The 18,689-nt window shown below is 60.0% G+C and carries 16 protein-coding genes and 3 tRNA genes; 6 read left to right on the top strand and 13 right to left on the bottom strand.

Annotated elements, in window-relative coordinates:
* Positions 1-26 precede the first annotated feature (26 nt).
* Positions 27-461 carry an acyl-CoA thioesterase gene (locus K8U54_RS06455; protein ID WP_249909367.1) on the top strand — a complete coding sequence of 145 codons (435 nt, stop codon included), beginning with the start codon at positions 27-29 and terminating at the stop codon, positions 459-461.
* A 42-nt stretch (positions 462-503) separates the two neighbouring features.
* On the opposite strand, the gene K8U54_RS06450 is transcribed toward K8U54_RS06455, so the two are convergent.
* The 6 genes from K8U54_RS06450 to K8U54_RS06425 all read right to left on the bottom strand — a co-directional run bounded on the left by K8U54_RS06450 (position 504) and on the right by K8U54_RS06425 (position 8,375).
* Complete coding sequence (locus K8U54_RS06450) at positions 504-935, bottom strand: glycine zipper domain-containing protein (protein ID WP_249909366.1); 432 nt, start codon at positions 933-935, stop codon at positions 504-506.
* Between the two features lie 472 nt (positions 936-1,407).
* Positions 1,408-2,127, bottom strand: coding sequence for a TorF family putative porin (locus K8U54_RS06445; RefSeq protein ID WP_249909365.1), 720 nt, complete (start codon positions 2,125-2,127; stop codon positions 1,408-1,410).
* Positions 2,128-2,439: 312 nt separating this feature from the next.
* Positions 2,440-4,761 carry an FdhF/YdeP family oxidoreductase gene (locus K8U54_RS06440; protein WP_249909364.1) on the bottom strand — a complete coding sequence of 774 codons (2,322 nt, stop codon included), beginning with the start codon at positions 4,759-4,761 and terminating at the stop codon, positions 2,440-2,442.
* Positions 4,758-5,609: a formate dehydrogenase accessory sulfurtransferase FdhD gene (gene fdhD / locus K8U54_RS06435; RefSeq protein ID WP_249909363.1), complete on the bottom strand. Its 852-nt coding sequence runs from the start codon at positions 5,607-5,609 to the stop codon at positions 4,758-4,760. Before fdhD ends, K8U54_RS06440 begins: the two co-directional genes overlap by 4 nt.
* Before the next feature lie 117 nt (positions 5,610-5,726).
* On the bottom strand, positions 5,727-6,089 hold the full coding sequence (locus K8U54_RS06430) for a PilZ domain-containing protein (protein ID WP_249909362.1): 363 nt from the start codon (positions 6,087-6,089) through the stop codon (positions 5,727-5,729).
* A 9-nt stretch (positions 6,090-6,098) separates the two neighbouring features.
* Positions 6,099-8,375 (bottom strand): DUF1631 domain-containing protein, encoded by a 2,277-nt coding sequence (locus K8U54_RS06425; RefSeq protein WP_249909361.1) that lies wholly within the window; start codon positions 8,373-8,375, stop codon positions 6,099-6,101.
* Between the two features lie 190 nt (positions 8,376-8,565).
* On the opposite strand from K8U54_RS06425, the gene K8U54_RS06420 reads away from it, so the two are divergent.
* The 3 genes from K8U54_RS06420 to K8U54_RS06410 all read left to right on the top strand — a co-directional run bounded on the left by K8U54_RS06420 (position 8,566) and on the right by K8U54_RS06410 (position 8,808).
* A tRNA-Asn gene (locus K8U54_RS06420) sits at positions 8,566-8,641 on the top strand.
* 9 nt (positions 8,642-8,650) lie between these two features.
* A tRNA-Pro gene (locus tag K8U54_RS06415) sits at positions 8,651-8,727 on the top strand.
* 5 nt (positions 8,728-8,732) lie between these two features.
* Positions 8,733-8,808 (top strand) — tRNA-Lys (locus K8U54_RS06410).
* Positions 8,809-9,154: 346 nt separating this feature from the next.
* Here K8U54_RS06410 and K8U54_RS06405 read toward each other — a convergent pair.
* From K8U54_RS06405 to pilB, 7 genes are all read right to left on the bottom strand, one after another.
* Positions 9,155-10,453, bottom strand: a complete 1,299-nt coding sequence (locus K8U54_RS06405; protein ID WP_074881501.1) for an NAD(P)/FAD-dependent oxidoreductase — start codon at positions 10,451-10,453, stop codon at positions 9,155-9,157.
* 242 nt (positions 10,454-10,695) lie between these two features.
* The gene (locus K8U54_RS06400) at positions 10,696-11,223 is read right to left on the bottom strand and encodes an MOSC domain-containing protein (RefSeq protein WP_249909360.1); all 528 of its coding nucleotides are present in this window, start codon (positions 11,221-11,223) and stop codon (positions 10,696-10,698) included.
* A gap of 39 nt (positions 11,224-11,262) precedes the next feature.
* Positions 11,263-11,463, bottom strand: a complete 201-nt coding sequence (gene yacG, locus K8U54_RS06395) for a DNA gyrase inhibitor YacG (RefSeq protein WP_070884463.1) — start codon at positions 11,461-11,463, stop codon at positions 11,263-11,265.
* Positions 11,460-12,068 carry a dephospho-CoA kinase gene (gene coaE / locus K8U54_RS06390; protein WP_074881499.1) on the bottom strand — a complete coding sequence of 203 codons (609 nt, stop codon included), beginning with the start codon at positions 12,066-12,068 and terminating at the stop codon, positions 11,460-11,462. Before coaE ends, yacG begins: the two co-directional genes overlap by 4 nt.
* Before the next feature lie 108 nt (positions 12,069-12,176).
* A complete protein-coding gene (locus tag K8U54_RS06385) occupies positions 12,177-13,049 on the bottom strand; it encodes a prepilin peptidase (protein WP_249909359.1) in 873 nt (290 codons plus the stop codon).
* Positions 13,050-13,052: 3 nt separating this feature from the next.
* Positions 13,053-14,273 carry a type II secretion system F family protein gene (locus tag K8U54_RS06380; protein WP_249909358.1) on the bottom strand — a complete coding sequence of 407 codons (1,221 nt, stop codon included), beginning with the start codon at positions 14,271-14,273 and terminating at the stop codon, positions 13,053-13,055.
* A gap of 2 nt (positions 14,274-14,275) precedes the next feature.
* On the bottom strand, positions 14,276-15,976 hold the full coding sequence (pilB, locus tag K8U54_RS06375; RefSeq protein ID WP_249909357.1) for a type IV-A pilus assembly ATPase PilB: 1,701 nt from the start codon (positions 15,974-15,976) through the stop codon (positions 14,276-14,278).
* Positions 15,977-16,233: 257 nt separating this feature from the next.
* On the opposite strand from pilB, the gene K8U54_RS06370 reads away from it, so the two are divergent.
* Together K8U54_RS06370 and K8U54_RS06365 are read left to right on the top strand one after the other, a co-directional pair.
* Positions 16,234-16,713: a pilin gene (locus K8U54_RS06370; RefSeq protein ID WP_249909356.1), complete on the top strand. Its 480-nt coding sequence runs from the start codon at positions 16,234-16,236 to the stop codon at positions 16,711-16,713.
* 67 nt (positions 16,714-16,780) lie between these two features.
* Positions 16,781-18,667 carry a hypothetical protein gene (locus K8U54_RS06365; RefSeq protein WP_249909355.1) on the top strand — a complete coding sequence of 629 codons (1,887 nt, stop codon included), beginning with the start codon at positions 16,781-16,783 and terminating at the stop codon, positions 18,665-18,667.
* The last annotated feature ends 22 nt before the right edge of the window (positions 18,668-18,689 follow it).

The following is an 18,689-nucleotide window of genomic DNA, read 5'->3' as shown; positions in this document are numbered from 1 at the left end:
CTTGTCCTTCCGCGAGGTGGCAGCCCATGCAACAGACGCAGCATCTGCGCGAGCATTACCGGCATTTCCAGCCGATCACCACGCGCTGGCACGACAACGACCTGTATGGCCACGTCAACAACGTCACCTACTACGGCTATTTCGACACGGCGGTGAACAGCTACCTGATCGAAGTGGGCGGCCTGGATATTCATCGCGGGGAAGTCGTCGGTTTCGTGGTCAGCTCGAGCTGCGACTATTTCGAGTCGATCGCCTTTCCCGAGCGCATCGAAGTCGGCCTGCGCGTCGGCAAGCTGGGCAACAGCTCGGTGCAGTACGAACTGGCGGTGTTTCGCGAAGGGCAAATGCAGGCCTGTGCGGCGGGGCGCTTCGTGCACGTGTTCGTGGAGCGGCAGAGCAATCAGCCAGTGACGATTCCCCAGTCATTGCGCCAGGCGATGGAGCGCTTGCTGCAGACCTGAACGGTCAAGGGCGCCGAAGCGCCCTTGATGGTGAAATGATGGTTAGCGGTGACGATGTTTGTGGTGACGTTTGTGGTGTTTCTTGCCATGACGATGGCCGTCGCGATAGCGCGTTTCATGGCGGTTGCTGTCTGCTACCTCGTTGGCCAGCGCACCACCGGCGGCACCACCCAGGCCGGCGCCGATGGTCGAACCGGCGCTGCCGCCGAACTGGTTGCCCAGTACCGAGCCACCTGCTGCGCCCAGGCCTCCGCCCAGTGCCGCCTCGGTCTTGTTACGGGAGCTGATGGCGCCGCCTGCCGCGCCGCCCAGGCCGGCACCGATGGTAGCGCCGGTGCTGCCACCCAGGTGCTGGCCGACGATATTGCCCAGCGCGCCGCCCACCCCGCTGCCGATGGCAGTCTTGGTGGTGTCGGCACAAGCCAGTGGGGAAACCATTGCACTGAAGGCCAGTGCGGTAAGGAATGTACGCATCGCGCAACCCTCGAAAATGACCCTTGCGGGCGTAGCCCATGGCCTAGGGTCTGTTGCCGTTTCAACGCGAGCCGCGTTGTCGCGAGAAATCTCGCCAGGCTAGGCGGAGGACGCAGGGAATGGTTGTTCCCTTGCCAAGTCCTTCAACGACGCATGGCGAGATTTCTCGCACAACCCGTAGGGCCGGGCCCCTTTTGTCGCGATGCTGCGTTTCTCGCCGGCTCATTTAGCTAGCTAAACTTCGCGGCTCGTGCCTTGCCTCGCGTCAAAAGGGGCTCCGGCGCGGCCGTGCGTGAAACGGCAACAGACCCTAGCCATGGTTCCAACGGTCATCGTGCAGTGCCGATGACATCTCCTTAGAGGGCGCGCGCAGACGAAATTCCCGAGGGGGGCAGTAAAGATACAGGTATGAATGTATCAAGATGTGTTTCGCTTTCAGGCGTCCGGTGCGTTTTTCCGCTTGGGAAGGCAGCTAGAACAGCGATCTCGACGCCTTGATCGAAAACCAGCCCTCGCACTCGGTGTTATGGCCCGAGTAGGCCGAGCAGGCATCACCGCTGAGGCTCGAATCCGAGTAGGAAAAGTCGAAATCGATACCCTTCCACGGGCGTGAAAGGCTCAGTGACCAGTCATTGAACGAGCTGACCTGGCCGCCGCCGGAAATCTGCTTGGGGTTGTCGAGCAGGTGGTTGCCATAGCGTACGACGACCGCCAGGCCCAGCAGGTTGACGCGGCCCAGGTCGGCCAGCACCGTGCTATTGAAGCGGTTCGGGTCATTGCTGAAGGAGAAGCCGAAGCGTCGCGCGTCGTAGGTCAGGCCGGCGTAGACGTCCTGGCTGTCGAGATAGGTGTAGCCCGGATGGCTGTAGCGGATGGTGCCGACTTCGTAGCCCAGGGAGTCGACGAATTGCTGGCGGTAGCCGACGTAGCTGTTGAGCTCCATGCGACTGCCCGGGCTGATGCCCAGGTTGGGCGACCACTGGCCCAGGTACCAGCCGCTTGGGTGACTTAGGTCGAGCCCGCCGTGAAAGGCCCCGCCGCTCTCGGGCTTGACCAGCCCTTGCGCCATGCTGCGGCTCGGCGTGGTGCCCAGGTTGAGTTCGTAGTCACCTAGCTCGCGCTCCATGATCGCTGCCTGGGCATGGACGCCGAGCAGCGCCGCCCCAAGCAGGACGGCAGATGAAAACCGCATGGTATTCCCTCCCGTTGCTGGCCAATGACGTCGATGCCGGGCGGCTCAGAGAGGCCTGGCAGTCAATGGCACGGTTGTCACTCGTTTGGCAGAAACCCGAAGGGCCACATCGTGGCTTGGGCTGGAACTACGCGCTTCGCTCGAGCGCTTGTTGGGCACGTTAACCGACGTAGGTAACGGCAAAGGGACATCAGAGGGGAATTTCGGCGATAAGTGCCACAGTTTCCGACGAACTGCAGGCTGATGCGGCAATAACGGGGGCGCACTCCCACTCCGGGCCAGCGGCTCGAAGTGGGAGGCGATGCGCAGCCCTTACAGGATGCGCGCGGTTTCCTGCGCGGCGTGCAGGCGGATGGCGACGAACTTCGAGGTCGGCGTGTGGCTACCGATGCCGACGCTCTGCAACGGCACCAGCGGGTTGGCTTCCGGGTAGTAGGCGGCTGCCTGACCCGCCGGGATGTCGAAAGCCAGCAGCGTGAAGCCCACCACCTTGCGTTCGACACCGTCGTCCCACAGCGAGGTGATATCCACCTTCTGCCCAGGCTTGTAGCCCAGGCGAGTGATATCGGCTTCGTTGACGAACAGCACGTCACGCTGGCCGCGAACGCCACGGTAGCGGTCGTCGAGGCCATAGATGGTGGTGTTGTACTGATCGTGGGAGCGCATGGTCTGCAGGATCAGGTCCGGCGTCTGGCCGCTGTTGCGCACCTGGGGTGGCAGCAGGTCGGCGAGCAGCGCGTTGGATTTGAAATTGGCCTTGCCCGTGGTGGTTTTCCATTGGCGCGCGCCAGCCGAGTTGCCCAGGTAGAAACCTCCCGGGTGCTGCACGCGGGTGTTGAAGTCCTGGAAACCGGGGATGGTGTCGGCAATCAGTTCGCGGATGCGGCTGTAGTCGGCAATCATCGCGTCCCAGTCGACCGGGTGATTACCCAGCGTCGCCTTGGCGATACCGGCGACGATGGCCGGCTCGGAACGCATCTCCTTGGACAGCGGCTCCAGCTGGCCGTTGGAGGCGTGGATCATGCTGAACGAATCTTCCACGGTGATCGCTTGCGGGCCGGTGGCCTGGATGTCGATATCGGTACGGCCCAGGCACGGCAGGATCAGCGCGTCCTTTCCGGTGGTCAGGTGGCTGCGGTTGAGCTTGGTGCTGATCTGCACGGTCAGGTCGCAGTTCTGCAGGGCCTGGTGAGTGCGCGGGCTGTCCGGCGTGGCCTGGGCGAAGTTGCCACCCAGGGCGATGAATACCTTGGCCTGGCCGTCGACCATGGCATTGATCGCCTCCACGGTGTTGTGGCCATTGTCGCGCGGTACCTTGAACTGGAAGCGCTTCTCGAGGTTGTCGAGCAGCACCACCGGCGGGCGATCATTGATGCCCATGGTGCGGTCGCCCTGCACGTTGCTGTGACCACGCACCGGGCACAGGCCGGCGCCGGGGCGGCCGAGGTTGCCGCGCAGCAGCTGCAGGTTGACGATTTCCTGGATGGTGGCCACCGAGTGGACGTGCTGGGTAATGCCCATCGCCCAGCACATGATGACTTTCTCGGCGCGGCGGTACATCAGGGCCGCCTGCTCGATTTCCTCGAGGCTCAGGCCGGACTGCTCGACCAGCGATTCCCAGGTGGTGGCGTCGAGCACGGCGAGGTACGCATCCACACCGTCGGTGTGCTCGGCGATGAAGGCATGGTCGAAGACCGGCTTCTCGCCCTTGGCGACGGCCTCGCGCTCCCATTGCAGCAGGAACTTGGCGATACCACGCAGCGCGGCCATGTCACCACCCAGCGCCGGGCGGAAGAACGCGGTGTTGAGCGGCTCGGAACCGTTGGTGAGCATCTCCAGGGCGTGCTGCGGATGCTGGAAGCGCTCCAGGCCACGCTCCTTGAGCGGGTTGAAGGCGACGACCTGGGCACCCCGTTTGACCGCCTCACGCAGCGGCTCGAGCATGCGCGGGTGGTTGGTGCCCGGGTTCTGGCCAAGCACGAAGATGGCGTCGGCGTGCTCGAAGTCGGCGAAGGTCACGCTGCCCTTGCCGATGCCGACGCTCTGGATCAGTGCGACGCCACTGGCCTCGTGGCACATGTTCGAGCAGTCGGGGAAGTTGTTGGTGCCATAGGCGCGCACGAACAGCTGATAGAGAAACGCCGCTTCGTTGCTGGCGCGACCCGAGGTGTAGAACTCGGCCTGGTTGGGGCTTGCGAGGTTCTTCAGGTGCTTGGCGATCAGGCTGAAGGCGTCGTCCCAGGAAGTCGGCACGTAGCGGTCGGTGGCCGCGTCATAGCGCATCGGCTCGGTCAGGCGGCCCTGATACTCCAGCCAGTAGTCGCTCTGCTCACGCAGCTGGCTGACGGAATACTTGGCGAAGAACTTGGCGTCGACCCGGCGCTTGGTGGCTTCCCAGTTGACGGCCTTGGCACCGTTCTCGCAGAACTTGATGCGGCCGTCTTCCGGCGAGTCGCCCCATGCGCAGCCCGGGCAGTCGAAACCACCGTTCTGGTTGGTCTTGAGCAGTGCACGCAGGTTCTTGAACGGCTGTTTGCTGTCCAGCCAGAACTGGGTGACGCTGATCAGCGCACCCCAACCGGCGGCAGCGCCTTTGTAGGGTTTGTAACGCGGGTTAACGGGTTGCAGGCTCATGGCTGTTCTTCTCTTGCAGGCGGCGCGGGGCTGTAGACCCGTGGCGCACTGTGGTGGGGCAAATGGATCAGATTGAGGTTGTGCCGGCGCGCCCATTGCACGGTGAGGGCGGTCGGGGCCGAGAGGCTGACCAGATTGCCGATGCCGGCTCTGACCGCCTTGTGAATCAGTTCCAGGCTGCAGCGGCTGGTGACCACCGCGAAGCCCTGGCGCACATCGTGTTTCTCGCGCAGCAGGGCGCCGATCAGCTTGTCCAGCGCGTTGTGCCGGCCGATGTCTTCACGGCAGGCGCGAATCGCTCCGCTGGCGTCGACATACAGGGCGGCGTGCAGGGCGCCGCTGCGGCGGGCGAGGTCCTGTACGGCGGCGATCCGTTCACGCAGGTCTACAAGATGCGCGGCATCTGGTAGCTCGGCCTTATCCAGGGTCGCCAACTGCGGCAATGCCTGGTCGAGCGCTTCCACGCCGCACAGGCCACAACCGCTGGTGCCGGCCAGTTGCCTGCGCTGCTGTTTCATCGCCCAGAAGGCGCGGCTGCTGATCTCGACCTCGGCGCTGATGGCCGGGCCAAGCTGGTGCAGGCGAATGTCATAAATATCGTCGATGGAATCGACGACCGCGCTACTGAGGCTGAACCCGGTGATGAAGTCTTCCACGGCAGTGGGCGACACCATCATCACGGCATGGCTGATGCCGTTGTAGGCGATGGCCAGTGCGCTCTCCTGGGCCAGCACGGCTGAACCCTCGGCTACAGCGTTGCCCAGCTCGGCATAGGCATAGCCTTCCGCCTGCCCGGCGGCAGGTTCGGTATGGCTGGAAACGGCGGAAATCTCGGCTGACCGGGGCACGGCAAGCTCCCCTGCGACGGATTGACACAGAGAAGCCTAGGCGTTTGCCTGGCGGGCGTCTAATCGCTGTTGCCGATGCATTGATCGATGTTGTCTATCGGTGGGGGCTGAAATGCTCTATGGCAAGGCCTGAGTTCCCATTTCCGGTCTGGTTATGGCCTGCAAATGCTCGAGAATCGCTTGCAATTTGCGGGTATTGAGCGCGTCTATGTCAATGATGTGATAGCCCGCCCAGGACTGCTGGCCAATGGCGCCCTCGCGGCTCCATAAACAGTCGGCGGTGAACCGCACGTCATCCACGCCGTCTCCTGCCAGTCGGCACTCCACCAGCGTATCGGCAGCGCGGGCCGTGGTGCTGCACAGCATGAAGCCTTCGCTGGACAGGTCGACGATCCGGCCCAGATAGGTTTCGCTGTGCTGCTCGTAGAGTTCGAGCAGCGAGTCGGCCTGATAACGCGGATGCTGGCGACGATCATCCATGGCCGATCCTCAGGTGGTTCGTCCGGTCAGTTGTTGAAGCACACGATAGACGGCGTGCAGTGCACGATCGACCATCGGCGCCGAGCGGTCGGGCCTGCTGCGGCGTGCGGTGCCCTGCTGCATCTCCTCGGCCAGTTGGTCCGCCGATTTGACTGCGGCGCGCTGGCCGTTACGGTCGACGAACAGGTAGTTGTGGGTCGTGGGGCTGTACCAGGACAGCTTCAGGGTTCGCCGCTTGCCGCCCAGGATGAAGTCGAACCAGGTGCCGAATTCGAGTTTCTCCAGTTCGCGAACCAGGCTTCTGTCGCCTGGCTGGCGCTGCCCTTTGCGTGATGTGGCGAGAAGTGCCGCCTCATCATCCAGCATGGCGCCTAGCGGGCTGGGGCTCGGTGGCAGGCTCAGCTTCGAGGCGAGTTGCGGCTGGCCGGCCTGTACGGCGTGCTGGCAGGCAACCAGGTCCTGCAGCAGGCGACGAATATCGTCCTGGTGATAACCGCCGAGCAGCATCAGACCATTGCGCAGCTCATCGAGCATATCGACGCGCAGGCCCTGCAGGCGATCGCGCTGCGCGGCATCGAGCGCGGTACCACTCCAGGCCAGGTGCCCGGCCGTTTCGCAGGCGCGCTGCCATTGCTGGCTGGCAGCGCCATGGCGCAGCTGGATGAACACCAGCACGTCGATCCAGGTGCGTTCGAGGAACTGCCGGATGAGCGGCGGTGGCGAGCGCTTGGCCAGCGATTGGGCGATCGCCTGTGCGGCGTCTTGACGGGCGGCGAGCAGCTTGTCACGGCCCTTGGCCGTTTCCACGGCGCGGCGCTCTTGAAGCTCCACCCGCTGCCTTATCCCGCGCGTGAACTCCTCGAACTCGCCGAGCAGCAGCTCGAACAGGCGCAGGTCGCCACTGAAATGCTGCACCACCCGACGGACCACCCACTGCACCTTGGCCAACAAGCCGTAGGTGTCCTCCTGGGCGCCGTACATCACACCGGCCTGGGACATGGAGTTGATCAGCCGGCGCGCCGGGTGATGAGGCTGGCTGAACAGCGCCCGATCCAGTAGCGCCACTTTCAGGCAGGGCGTATGCAGGTGGGAGAGGGCGACCTTGTAAGGTTGCGGCAGGTTCTCGTCATCGAGAATGAAATCGAAGATCATCCCCACCAGATCAATGACATCGGTTTCATGGGGACCCACCCGGTGCTGCTGGGGCGCGTCGCTATGACCGGCCAGCTGGCGGTGCAGGTCGCTCTTCAGATCGTTCACGCGCAGCGGACGATCCGGGTGCTGCGTCAGTTCGGCGGCGGACGCTCGCTGCAGCCGCTCGAGGGCTTCGAGCAGTTCGCCTGCTTCATAGGTGCGCCTGGCGCCTGGCGGCGCGAAGCTGGCCATGCTCGGCGAGCCGTTGAGCAGGCCGATGGCGTGCTGCTGCTTACGGTATTCGGCCAGCAACCTGTCGAGCCCGGCGGCCAGGTGCTCGGCGTCGGCGGGCGGGCTTGCGTCCAGGTCGACAGCTGCAGGCGTGGGGCGGGTTTCCGCGCTGTTGGCCGAGGGACTGCTGGCGCCAGGTGATGACGGCTCCTGGGCGCGTGCGGGTGCGAATTTGAGATTGGGCAGCACGCCCGCTTCGATCAGGCGGGCGTTGAGGGCCTCATAGAGTGCATCCAGCCCCTGCATCAATTGCTTGTCGAACAGGCCGTAGAGCACCAGCTTGATTCGCAGCGGCAGCTCGCTCGGTTGCATCGCCGTCAGCAGGGCGTGGGCAATGGTTTTCGGGGAGAACGGGTTGACCTCGGCCGGCACGGGCTGGCCGTTGTTGAGCAAGGCCAGGCGCTTGTCCAGCGCGAACAGGGCCTGCGCACAGCGCGTCTGTACCTGCTGGGCCATGTTGGTGACCTGCAGCGCTTCCTCGTACGCTTCGTTATCGACCAACGCCAGGTCTTCGGCCGGAGCATCCATCGCCTGGCTGGCAAGCAGCTTGCCGTCGAGGAAATCGGCGATGCCTCGGGAAATGCTCAGGTGATAGCGGCGTTCGATCTGCGGCCGCAATCGGCGCACTTCGCGCATGCTGTCGAAGAACATGGCCTGAACCTGGTTGTTCTCCGCCTGCTCGGCGCATTGAAAGAGGGTGTCGTCGACCTGCGCAAAGGTGCGCGTCAAGTGATCGGCCAGGTGATTGAGCACCAGCTTGCGGCAGCTCTGCCCCAGCGCGCTGAAGCGCGGCTGGATGCCTCTGCTGGCCAGCGTGCTGGAGCTGCTGGCGGATGACGGCGGCGTGCCCTGAGTGCTCATCGGTGATCCTGATTAAGGCCTGGAGCGGTGCGCCAGGCTGTGCAGGTATGCCTCGAAGTTAAATCAAATGACCCCCCGTTCGCAAAGCATTGTCATAAAAGCAATTTAGGGGGTTGACAGCAGTTTGCGAAACCGTAAAATGGCGCGCCTCTGCAGCGGCAACGCAAACAGAGAAAAGAAAGAGCATAGTTCCGCGATAGCTCAGTCGGTAGAGCAAATGACTGTTAATCATTGGGTCCCTGGTTCGAGTCCAGGTCGCGGAGCCAATCTTTCCTCGGGGTGTAGCGCAGTCCGGTAGCGCGCCTGCTTTGGGAGCAGGATGTCAGGAGTTCGAATCCCCTCACCCCGACCATATTTGGGTCGTTAGCTCAGTTGGTAGAGCAGTTGGCTTTTAACCAATTGGTCGTAGGTTCGAATCCTACACGACCCACCATTTCAAGCACTGCTTGAGTAAAGAACCCGCCAAAAGGCGGGTTTTTTGCTTTCTGGGTTCTGGTTTGTATGTTACGCGCAGCACTGCGGAGCTTGGCTGGCGGTGGTTTTCACCCGCGCGGCCTGACAAACCCTGCGTGGTCAGGGGATCGGCGCGCCCTTTGTGGGAGCGCGCCATGCGCGCGAAATCGCGGGCGTGGCCCGCTCCCACATGTTTGCAGTTGTAGGATGGGGCGGGCGGCGCAGGTGAAACCCATCAATCACCGACGCCTTCGCCGCGTGGCTCGATCAGCAGCGTGCCATTCTCCCGTCAGAGCGCCGAGCATGCTCCTCGGCAGCCTCCAGAGTTAATGCAGCTTCAGGCGCGGATCGGTACTGCGTCCAATACGGTCGCTGAGCATCAGCAGCAGCGTGCGGAAGGGGCCGTACAGCGCCATCTGGTGCATGCGATACAACGAGACGTAGAACATCCGCGCCAACCAGCCCTCCAGCTTCACACTGCCCATCAGGTTGCCCATCAGATTGCCGACGGCGCTGAAGCTCGACAGCGAGATCAGCGAGCCGTAATCCTTGTAGGTGTAGCTCGGCAGTGGCTGGTTCTGCAGCCGCAGGGCGAGCGATTTGACCAGCAGCGAAGCCTGCTGGTGGGCGGCCTGGGCGCGCGGTGGCACGTTACGCTCGCTGCCGTCACCCATCGGGCAGGCAGCGCAGTCGCCAAAGGCGAAGATGTTTTCGTCGCGCGTGGTCTGTAGGGTACTGGTGACGACCAACTGGTTGATGCGGTTGCTTTCCAGGCCGTCCAGCTCCTTGAGAAAGGCCGGCGCGCGAATGCCGGCCGCCCAGACCTTGAGGCTGGCGGGAATGGTTTCGCCGTTGGCCAGCACCAGCCCCTCGGCGGTGACCTCTTTCACCGCGGCGCCGGTCATGACGTTCACGCCGAGTTTTTCCAGGGTCCTGTGCACGGGCGCGCTGATGCGCTCCGGCAGGGCAGGCAGCACCCGCGGCCCGGCTTCGACCAGGCTGATGCGCATGTTCTCCGGGCGAATGCGGTCCAGGCCGTAGGCCGCCAGTTCCCGCGCGGCGTGGTGCAGCTCGGCAGCCAGCTCGACCCCAGTGGCGCCGGCGCCGACGATGGCGACGCTGATCTGGTCATTGTCACCGTTGCCTGCGTGGGCGCGTAGGTAGTGGCTGAGCAGCTTGCGATGGAAGCGCTCGGCCTGCTCCCGGGTGTCGAGGAAGATGCAGTGGTTGGCCGCGCCTTCGGTGCCGAAATCGTTGGTGGTGCTGCCCACCGCGATCACCAGCGTGTCGTAGGGCAGTTCGCGGGCGGGCACCAGTTCGCGGTTCTCTTCGTCCAGGGTGGCGGCCAACTGAATGGTCTTGCGTTCGCGATCCAGCCCGCTCATGCGGCCGAGCTGGAATTCGAAGTGGTTCCATTTCGCCTGGGCCACGTAATTCAGCTCGTTCTCCGTGGAGTTCAGCGAGCCGGCGGCTACTTCGTGGAGCAGCGGCTTCCAGATATGGGTGAGGTTGGCGTCGGCGAGGGTGATGTGCGCCTTGCCGCGCTTGCCGAGTTTCTGGCCCAGGCGGGTAGCCAGCTCCAGGCCGCCGGCGCCACCGCCGACAATAACGATTCGATGGGTCATGGTGAGTCTCACAAGGCTAGGAAATCGGTGGCGAGTCCGGGCGAGCCAAGCTCCAGCGCCGGGCGACTCATGTGCCAATCGGCGCAGGCGGGTGCCTGCGCGTCAGAAATCGGGTGGTGCTGCATCGAGGCTGCGTGCGTTGCGTCAACTCATCGACAGAAAGCCGGCCGCCTGGGTTCAATTCGTCAGCAATGCGTTCGCCCATTCTAACAGTGTGGCGCGCACCGGGAGCGAGGGCGTGGCTATTGCAGCTGCTCCAGCGGCTCGACCTCGAGCGAGTCGCCCAGGCGGATGATTCCGCTGTGAATCACCCGCGCGGTAATCCCGCCATGGCCGCGAACGGCCTGGAACGTGCCCAGGCCCAGGCGCTGTTCGAGCTTGGCACAGGGCTGGCACCAGCCGGTGGTTTCCAGGATCGCCTGGCCGATGCGGAAGCGCCGGCCCTTGAGGCTGAACAGATTGATGCCGCTGATGGCGATATTGCGCCTGAGATCCTCAGGCGTTATCCCATGCGCGGGGTCGCGGCCAAGCAGGGCGCTGATCACGGCCAGGTGCTCCCACTGGATCAGCGTGACCTGGCGTGCATTGCGCGGGCCGGGGCGAGCATGGTCGCCGGTCAGGCCCGCTTCACGGCGAGCCTCGACCGCATCGAGGATCAGCATTTCGCCAAGCCTTTCAGGTCGCACGCCGATCCAGCGCACTTGGCCCTGCTGCGGCACAGCGGCGATAAGTGCCTGGAAAGGGCTGGCCGGATAGGTGTCAGGCCTCAAGGCGTGGTTCCGCCGTCACCGGGGACAAGGAACTGTGGCTCAGTGCCGGCTGGGCGGCAGGTCGTCGGAGAACAGATCGTCCTCGAGCGGGTTGCCCGGGATCGCATGTTCTTCCGAGGCCCAGGCGCCCAGGTCGATCAGCTTGCAGCGCTCGGAGCAGAACGGCCGGCTCGGGCTCTGCGGGCCCCATTCCACGGGCGCTGCACAGGTTGGGCAGGCGACGAGAGTAGGTGTGGTCATGGTTGGCCTCCGTTCAAGGTCAGGTAAAAGGCATGCAGGCGTTCGACCTCCTGTTTGACCCAGGCCAGGTCACGGTCGTTTACCAGTACGTCGTCGGCATGGCTCAGGCGGGCCGCGCGGGTGGCCTGGGCGGCCATGATCGCGTGCACCTGTTCGGCAGACAACCGATCACGCTGCATGGTGCGCTCGATCTGCAGCTGCTCGGGTACATCGACCACCAGGATGCGCTGCGCCAGCTTGTACTGGCCGGACTCGATCAGCAGGGGCGAGACCGTGATGGCGTAGGGCGACTTGGCATTGGCCAGAAACTGCGCGGTTTCCGCGGCGATCAGCGGATGCAGCAGTCCCTCCAGCCAGCTGCGTTCTGCAGGCGATTGGAAGATCAGTTCGCGCAGTGCTGGGCGGTTCAAATGCCCGTCTGCTTGCAGGACCTGATCGCCGAAGTGCTCGGCTATCGCTGCCAGTGCCGGGCGACCAGGTTCCACGACCCAGCGAGCGGCCTGGTCCGAGTCGATCACGTCGACGCCCAGCGCGGCGAATTGCGCGGCCACGGCACTTTTGCCACTGCCGATACCGCCGGTAAGCCCGAGCGTCCAGGGTTTCATGGTCAACTGCCCCTCAGAAAATCAGGGGCGGATTGTAAGGGAGTCGGGCATGTGTGGCGAATCAGGGCGACCGTAGACAGGATTAAACGTCAGGGCCACTGGGACGTGTCAGTTGAAACCCGCGAAGCGCAGATAACCTTCGGTAATCTGCTTGCCCCAGAGCAGCGCGATAAATCCGGCAATGGCCAGGTACGGGCCAAAAGGAATCGGCGTGCTGGTGCTGGCGTCACGCAGGCGCAGCATGATCACCCCGAGCACGGCGCCGACCACCGAAGACAGCAGAATGGTCAGCGGCAGAATCTGCCAGCCACCCCAGGCGCCGAGCATGGCGAGCAGCTTGAAGTCGCCATAACCCATGCCTTCCTTGCCGGTCACAAGCTTGAACAGCCAGAACACCGACCACAGACTTAGGTAGCCCGCCACAGCGCCCCATAGAGCATCTTCCAGGCTGGTAAACAGCCCAAAATTATTGCCGATCAAACCCAGCCACAGCAGCGGTAATACCAGCGCGTCCGGCAGCAATTGGTGATCGGCATCGATCAGGCTCATCGCCAGTAGGCCCCAGGCCAGCACCAGCATGCCCGCCGCTTGCCAGCCGAAGCCGAAGTGCCAAGCGACGTAGGCTGAGATCAGGCCGCAGCTCAGCTCGACCAGTGGATAGCGTAGGCTGATCTTCGCCTTGCAACCGGCGCATTTGCCGCGCAGAAACAGATAGCTGATGACCGGGATGTTTTCCCAAGGGCGGATTTCATGCTGGCAATGGGGGCAGCTGGAGTGGGGGAGTACCAGGTTGTAGGTTTCCTCGGCAGGCTCAGGGGGGAACTCTAGTACTTCGCGCGCCTGGATTCGCCAGTCGCGCAGCATCATCTTTGGCAGGCGGTGGATCACCACATTGAGGAAGCTGCCGACCAGCAGGCCGATGATCAGCGCGCAGAAAACAAGGGCCGGCGTATTGCCGGCCAGGAAATCGTATATGGTCATGAGCTAGACAACGGAGCCGAGCTGGAAGATCGGAAGGTACATGGCGATGATCAGGCCGCCGACGAGGACGCCAAGTACTGACATGATCAGGGGCTCCATCAGCGCTGTAAGGCCATCCACAGCGTTGTCCACCTCTGCTTCGTAGTAGCTGGCAACCTTGTCGAGCATTGAGTCCAGCGCGCCGGACTCCTCGCCAATAGCTGTCATCTGAATTGCCATCGAGGGAAAGACATTCGTAGAGCGCATCGAGAAATTCAGCTGCATACCGCTGGTTACGTCTTGCTTGATCTTGAAAACTGCATTTCTAAAAACGACGTTACCAGTAGCACCAGCCACCGAATCCAAAGCTTCCACCAAAGGCACGCCAGCGGAAAAGGTCGTGGACAGCGTGCGCGCATATCGAGCGATAGAGGATTTATAGATAATATTGCCAATAATTGGGGCTTTTAGGACTGTTCTGTCCAGCCAGTCTCGGAATTTTTCGGAGCGACGCTTAGCTTGAGTGAATGCGTACCCAGCAGCAATCAGTGCTATCAGTACGATAAACCACCACTCTTGTAGCCCCTCAGAGATCCCGATCACAAATAATGTAAATGCAGGTAATTCTGCGCCGAAGCCAGAAAATAACTCTTGGAATTGAGGCACTACTTTGATGAGTAGAATACAAGTAACAATGATTGCAACCGCAACCACTGCGATTGGATAGTTCATCGCTTTCTTGATTTTGGCCTTGAGCGCCTCTGTCTTTTCTTTATAAGTTGCTACACGATCCAGGAGATTCTCCAGGGCACCTGCTTGTTCACCTGCTTCCACAAGATTACAAAAAAGGTTGTCGAAGTATTCAGGTTTTGTGCGCAATGCGTCCGCGAAACTATTACCCGCAGCTACATGCTGTTTGAGCTCATCCACTAGCTTACGCATGCTCGGTTTTTCAACACCGTCAGCAATGATGTCAAAGGACTGCAATAGCGGCACGCCCGCTTTCATCATGGTTGCCATCTGTCGAGCGAAGAGGGCTATATCCATGGGTTTGATTTTTTTGCCGCCACCGAGCAGTGACATGCCTTTCTTGCGCACTTTGGTAGGATTGATACCCTGTTTGCGCAGGTGGGCCTTGATCAAGGCAGGATTTTGCCCGCTGAGCTCTCCTTTGACGACCGATCCCTTACGGTCCTTGCCCTCCCAGACAAATGTGCTGGTCTTCGCTGCCTTTGCTGCTGCCATGGTTAATCCTTGGTCACGCGGTTGACTTCCTCAAGGCTGGTCACGCCTTGCATGGCCTTTAGCAGGGCCGAGGTACGCAGGTCGTTAAAGCCGTCTTTACGCATTTGCGTGGCAATGTCGATGGAGTTGCCTTCCTCCATGATAATCCGCTGCAGACTAGGCGTGTTTTTAACCACTTCATAAATACCGACACGGCCTTTATAGCCGTTCTTGCAGTTTTCACAGCCTACCGGTCCGTAAAGCTTGAAAGTGCCGATCTTGTTTTCGGGAAAGCCTTCCTCCAGAAGTGCTTCTGGCGGAATATCGACTTCCTTTTTGCAGGATGCGCATAGCTTGCGCGCCAGCCGTTGAGCAATGATCAGGTTGACGGATGTCGCAATGTTGAACGACGGCACGCCCATGTTGCGCAAGCGTGTGAGGGTTTCCGCGGCGCTGTTGGTGTGCAGGGTCGACATGACCATATGGCCTGTTTGCGCCGCCTTGATGGCAATCGAGGCGGTGTCCAAGTCACGAATCTCGCCCACCATGATGATGTCTGGGTCCTGGCGCAGAAAAGCGCGTAATGCCTGGGTAAAGTCCATGCCCTGCTTGGGGTTCACGTTGACCTGGTTGATGCCTTCCAGATTGATTTCAACGGGGTCTTCAGCTGTAGAGATGTTCACGTCCGGCGTGTTGAGAATGTTCAGGCCGGTGTAAAGGGACACGGTTTTGCCTGAGCCGGTTGGGCCTGTCACCAGAATCATTCCTTGTGGCTGCTTCAAGGCTGTCAGGTACAGATCCTTCTGGCTTTCTTCGTAGCCAAGTGCATCAATCCCCATCTGGGCGCTGGCAGAGTCGAGGATCCGCATCACGATTTTTTCGCCCCAAAGCGTGGGTAGAGTGTTGACGCGAAAGTCGATTGATTTGCTCTTGGATATCCTCATCTTGATACGGCCATCCTGCGGTTTGCGCCGCTCGGAAATGTCCAGGCCAGCCATGACCTTCAGGCGTGCGGCGATACGGGGTGCCAGTTGAATGGGAGGACGTGCCGTTTCATGCAGGATGCCGTCGGTACGAAAACGTACGCGATAGGCTTTTTCGTAGGGTTCGAAGTGAAGATCGGATGAGCCGCCTTTTATGGCATCCAGCAGCATCTTGTTGACGAAGCGCACGACAGGTGCATCGTCGGCATCCTGGCCGCCGTCTGGCCTCTTGTCGTCATCGACAGATTCGGTTTCGAGGCCGTCGAGATCAACGTCGCCAAGGTCTTCCAGGCCGCTGTGGCCCGTATCGAAAAACTTGTCTATGGCATCGCCAAGCTTATCGTCTTCGACCAGGAGTGCTTCTGTGGAAAGCCCCGTGCTGAACTGGATGTCGGTTACTGCCTGGTGATTGGAGGGATCTGAGATTCCAACAAACAACTTGTTGCCGCGGCGCCATAGCGGAAGGGCTCTATGCTGACGAACGAGTTTTTCGCTAACCAAATCCTTGGGTTGGCTATCCTTATCCAAGGCGCTGAGGTCGAAATAGGCGATACCGAATTGATCCGCCGTCAGCTCCGCCAGCGCACGACTTTTAACAAGCTTGTTTTGCGCCAGATAGTGCACCAGCGACAACTTGTTGCGTTTGGCTTGCAACTGCGCCTGTTGAGCGGCCTTCTCATCCAGCAATTCAGCCAGCACTACCTGCTTGGCCAAGCCGGAAAGGGGAATATTTTCGCTCATGGGCACCTCACGTCTTCGAATGGGTGCGTTATAGCGCAGATGATTGGGGCTGCCAAACTGCAAGCTTCAGAGTGACGAAAAATGTCATAAGGTGCGCATGAAGGCGCGAGGTGAAGGCTGAGTCAAAGCCGTGTGGGAGGCTTGCCTGTGACGCAATTCACCGAAGTTTTCAGATTTAATCACTTGGCATTTGTTGGCACGGATTCTGCTCATGTTTGGTTAGGCTTGTCTGCCTACCTAATCAATTGGAGATTTACATGAAAGCGCAACTGCAGAAGGGTTTTACCCTGATCGAATTGATGATCGTCGTCGCGATCATCGGTATCCTCGCCGCTGTGGCGATCCCTGCTTATCAGGACTACATCACTCGTGGCCAGGTTACCGAAGCGGTGAGCCTGGGTGCTGGCCTGAAGTCTCCGTTGGCTGAGTACGGCGCAGACAAGAACGCATGGCCGACCGCTCTGGTATCGCCAACGGCTACTCCGAGCACTGGCCAGTTGAATGCAACGCTGATTGGCAAATACTCCACTCTTACTTCGACTGCCATTTCCGGTACCTACCCTGCCGGTGTCATCACCGTAACCATGACCACCGGCAAGGCCTCGGGTAGTGTTCTGACTCTGACCACTGCTAACGGCGGCAGTACCTGGGCATGTGGTAATACGACGGTGGGCGGTGCTACTGGTGCCAACACCACTATTGATGCGCGTTATCTGCCCAATGCTTGCAAACCGTAATATTTAGATATGCTTACTAACAAGCTCCTTCGGGAGCTTGTTTTTTTTGTGCATAGGGAGGGGCAAGTTGAATATGCGGCGTATTCTTTATTCTGGTTGGGCTGCTTTTTTTATCCTTCTAGTGGTAGCTGTCACGCTATACGGCCGTGTGCTGGGGTTCGGTTATGTGTGGGACGACAGTCTGCTGTTCCTCGACAAAACGGCATTGTTGAATGAGCCGTTGAGCTGGGCGCTATTGAGTGAGCCTGTATTGCCCGGAACATCCTATTTAAGGCCATTGGTTTTCCTTACCTTCTTCGCCGAATTTCATCTATTTGGACAGTCTCCGGCAATTTCCCACGGTGTTAATCTTGGTATTTTTATTCTAAATGTCACGCTGATTTATTTTATCGCTTGCAAGATGGGGCGCGTAAATGGCCGCCGGACTGTCGAGCCGATTGCTCTGCTGGCAGCGCTGCTTTATCTGGTGCATCCAGCGCTTGTCGAATCCACTGCCTGGGCATCTGGTCGCTTTGATCAAATGGTGACCACCTTCATCTTGGCCGCGGTCATAATTTTTCTTTCTCCCATGCGAGAGGTCCATCGTGTATCACTGATTGCGCTGGTGTTCTTCTTGGCGCTTCTCTCAAAAGAACTAGGTGTTATATTACCGGCTATCTTGTTCTGCATATGGGTGCCCTGCAATTTACGTAAAGCAGAAACGCCTTCCCAGGCATTCAGACGAGCTATTGTCAGTAATGCCCGGGTTTTTGCGGCGATGGCCGCGGTTCTGGTCGCCTATTTCTTTATTCGTGCACATAGCGTGGGAGGGGTATACCATTCGAGAATCGGCATGGATTACATCCAGACGGTATGGTTTGAAAATCTGCGTCCTTTAGAGGCGCTGAAATTCTATTTTCAACAGCTGTTTATTCCTTTTCATCATGTGCATATCTTGCATCCCCAAAGTGAGCTTGAACCTTGGCGGGGAGTTAGCCTGCTCGCTAGTGCCGGCCTGTTGCTTGGCCTTATTGCTCTTCTGGTGCACTGCTGGGTAAGGCGCACCGCTTCTTCCTGGCTGGCACTTGCGGGTATCATATGTCTGTTGCCAGTCATTCATCTGATTCCTCTGGACATTGCAGGTAATATTGGTCACGAGCGTTTCATGACGACGGCGCTTGCTTTCTTTTCTTTGTCCATTGTCTTTATCCCCTACGAGCGTCTGCTGGCGGTTATCGATCTTCCCATAAATTCAATACGCAGAATTTTGGGGGTGCTGTTTATCGGCTGGTTTACGCTAAGCGTATGGACGGTAAACGCTATTCTTCCTTTTTGGGAAAATGAGCTGCAGCTGTGGAACTGGGCGTACAGCTCCTATCCTGATAACGATATGGCGCGCTATAACTATCTTTATGGAGCCTTGCAGGAAAAGCGCTCGTATCTGGTTGTCAAGGAAATTCAGCGCATCCAGAAAGAGAAGGGTGGGCTGGAGGTCGGTGATCAGATTCTTTACGCCAATCTGCTAATCAGGCAGAACAATAAAGAAGCGCTCAATTATTTGCAGGGTGTGATGGTGGCACTGCCCAAGTTTCACGAACAGGCCTCGGGGCATTACTATGCCGACCGCTTTTTGCTCACGGCGACACAAATGGGTGGCGCCTATTCAGATTATGCCAATGGCCTGCTTTTGTTCGAGGGCAATGCTAGCGAGGCTCTCAAATATAACGACATCTCCATGTGGTACCTGCGTGAGAGTGAGAAAATTCCCCTTAAATACCAGCGTGTTGCTATCTATTATGCCATGGGCGACTTTTCATCCGCGGAAAAGCTTTTGAGTGAGCTGGATAGGCTGGGCTTTTATCGCAAGGATCAGATGAAGGATATGGTCGCAGGTCTATTGACCGGGTTCTGTACTGGTAAGCGTGGCAGCGCCGATACATGCCAGATCCTGAAAGAGCGTTCCTTGCTGAAGTAAGGTTGAGGGCGGGTTTTTTTTC

The organism is Pseudomonas fulva, assembly GCF_023517795.1.
In the GTDB taxonomy this organism is placed as follows: domain Bacteria; phylum Pseudomonadota; class Gammaproteobacteria; order Pseudomonadales; family Pseudomonadaceae; genus Aquipseudomonas; species Aquipseudomonas fulva_D.
Note: the sequence above shows the minus strand (reverse complement) of the source record. Positions and strands in the feature narration are given on the sequence as shown.

Coding starts and splice junctions, on each gene's coding strand:
- K8U54_RS06455 (WP_249909367.1), top strand. CDS start 27: ATGCAACAGACGCAGCATCTGCGCGAGCATTACCGGCATTTCCAGCCG.
- K8U54_RS06450 (WP_249909366.1), bottom strand. CDS start 935: ATGCGTACATTCCTTACCGCACTGGCCTTCAGTGCAATGGTTTCCCCA.
- K8U54_RS06445 (WP_249909365.1), bottom strand. CDS start 2,127: ATGCGGTTTTCATCTGCCGTCCTGCTTGGGGCGGCGCTGCTCGGCGTC.
- K8U54_RS06440 (WP_249909364.1), bottom strand. CDS start 4,761: ATGAGCCTGCAACCCGTTAACCCGCGTTACAAACCCTACAAAGGCGCT.
- K8U54_RS06430 (WP_249909362.1), bottom strand. CDS start 6,089: ATGGATGATCGTCGCCAGCATCCGCGTTATCAGGCCGACTCGCTGCTC.
- K8U54_RS06425 (WP_249909361.1), bottom strand. CDS start 8,375: ATGAGCACTCAGGGCACGCCGCCGTCATCCGCCAGCAGCTCCAGCACG.
- K8U54_RS06405 (WP_074881501.1), bottom strand. CDS start 10,453: ATGACCCATCGAATCGTTATTGTCGGCGGTGGCGCCGGCGGCCTGGAG.
- yacG (WP_070884463.1), bottom strand. CDS start 11,463: ATGACCACACCTACTCTCGTCGCCTGCCCAACCTGTGCAGCGCCCGTG.
- coaE (WP_074881499.1), bottom strand. CDS start 12,068: ATGAAACCCTGGACGCTCGGGCTTACCGGCGGTATCGGCAGTGGCAAA.
- K8U54_RS06385 (WP_249909359.1), bottom strand. CDS start 13,049: ATGACCATATACGATTTCCTGGCCGGCAATACGCCGGCCCTTGTTTTC.
- K8U54_RS06380 (WP_249909358.1), bottom strand. CDS start 14,273: ATGGCAGCAGCAAAGGCAGCGAAGACCAGCACATTTGTCTGGGAGGGC.
- pilB (WP_249909357.1), bottom strand. CDS start 15,976: ATGAGCGAAAATATTCCCCTTTCCGGCTTGGCCAAGCAGGTAGTGCTG.
- K8U54_RS06370 (WP_249909356.1), top strand. CDS start 16,234: ATGAAAGCGCAACTGCAGAAGGGTTTTACCCTGATCGAATTGATGATC.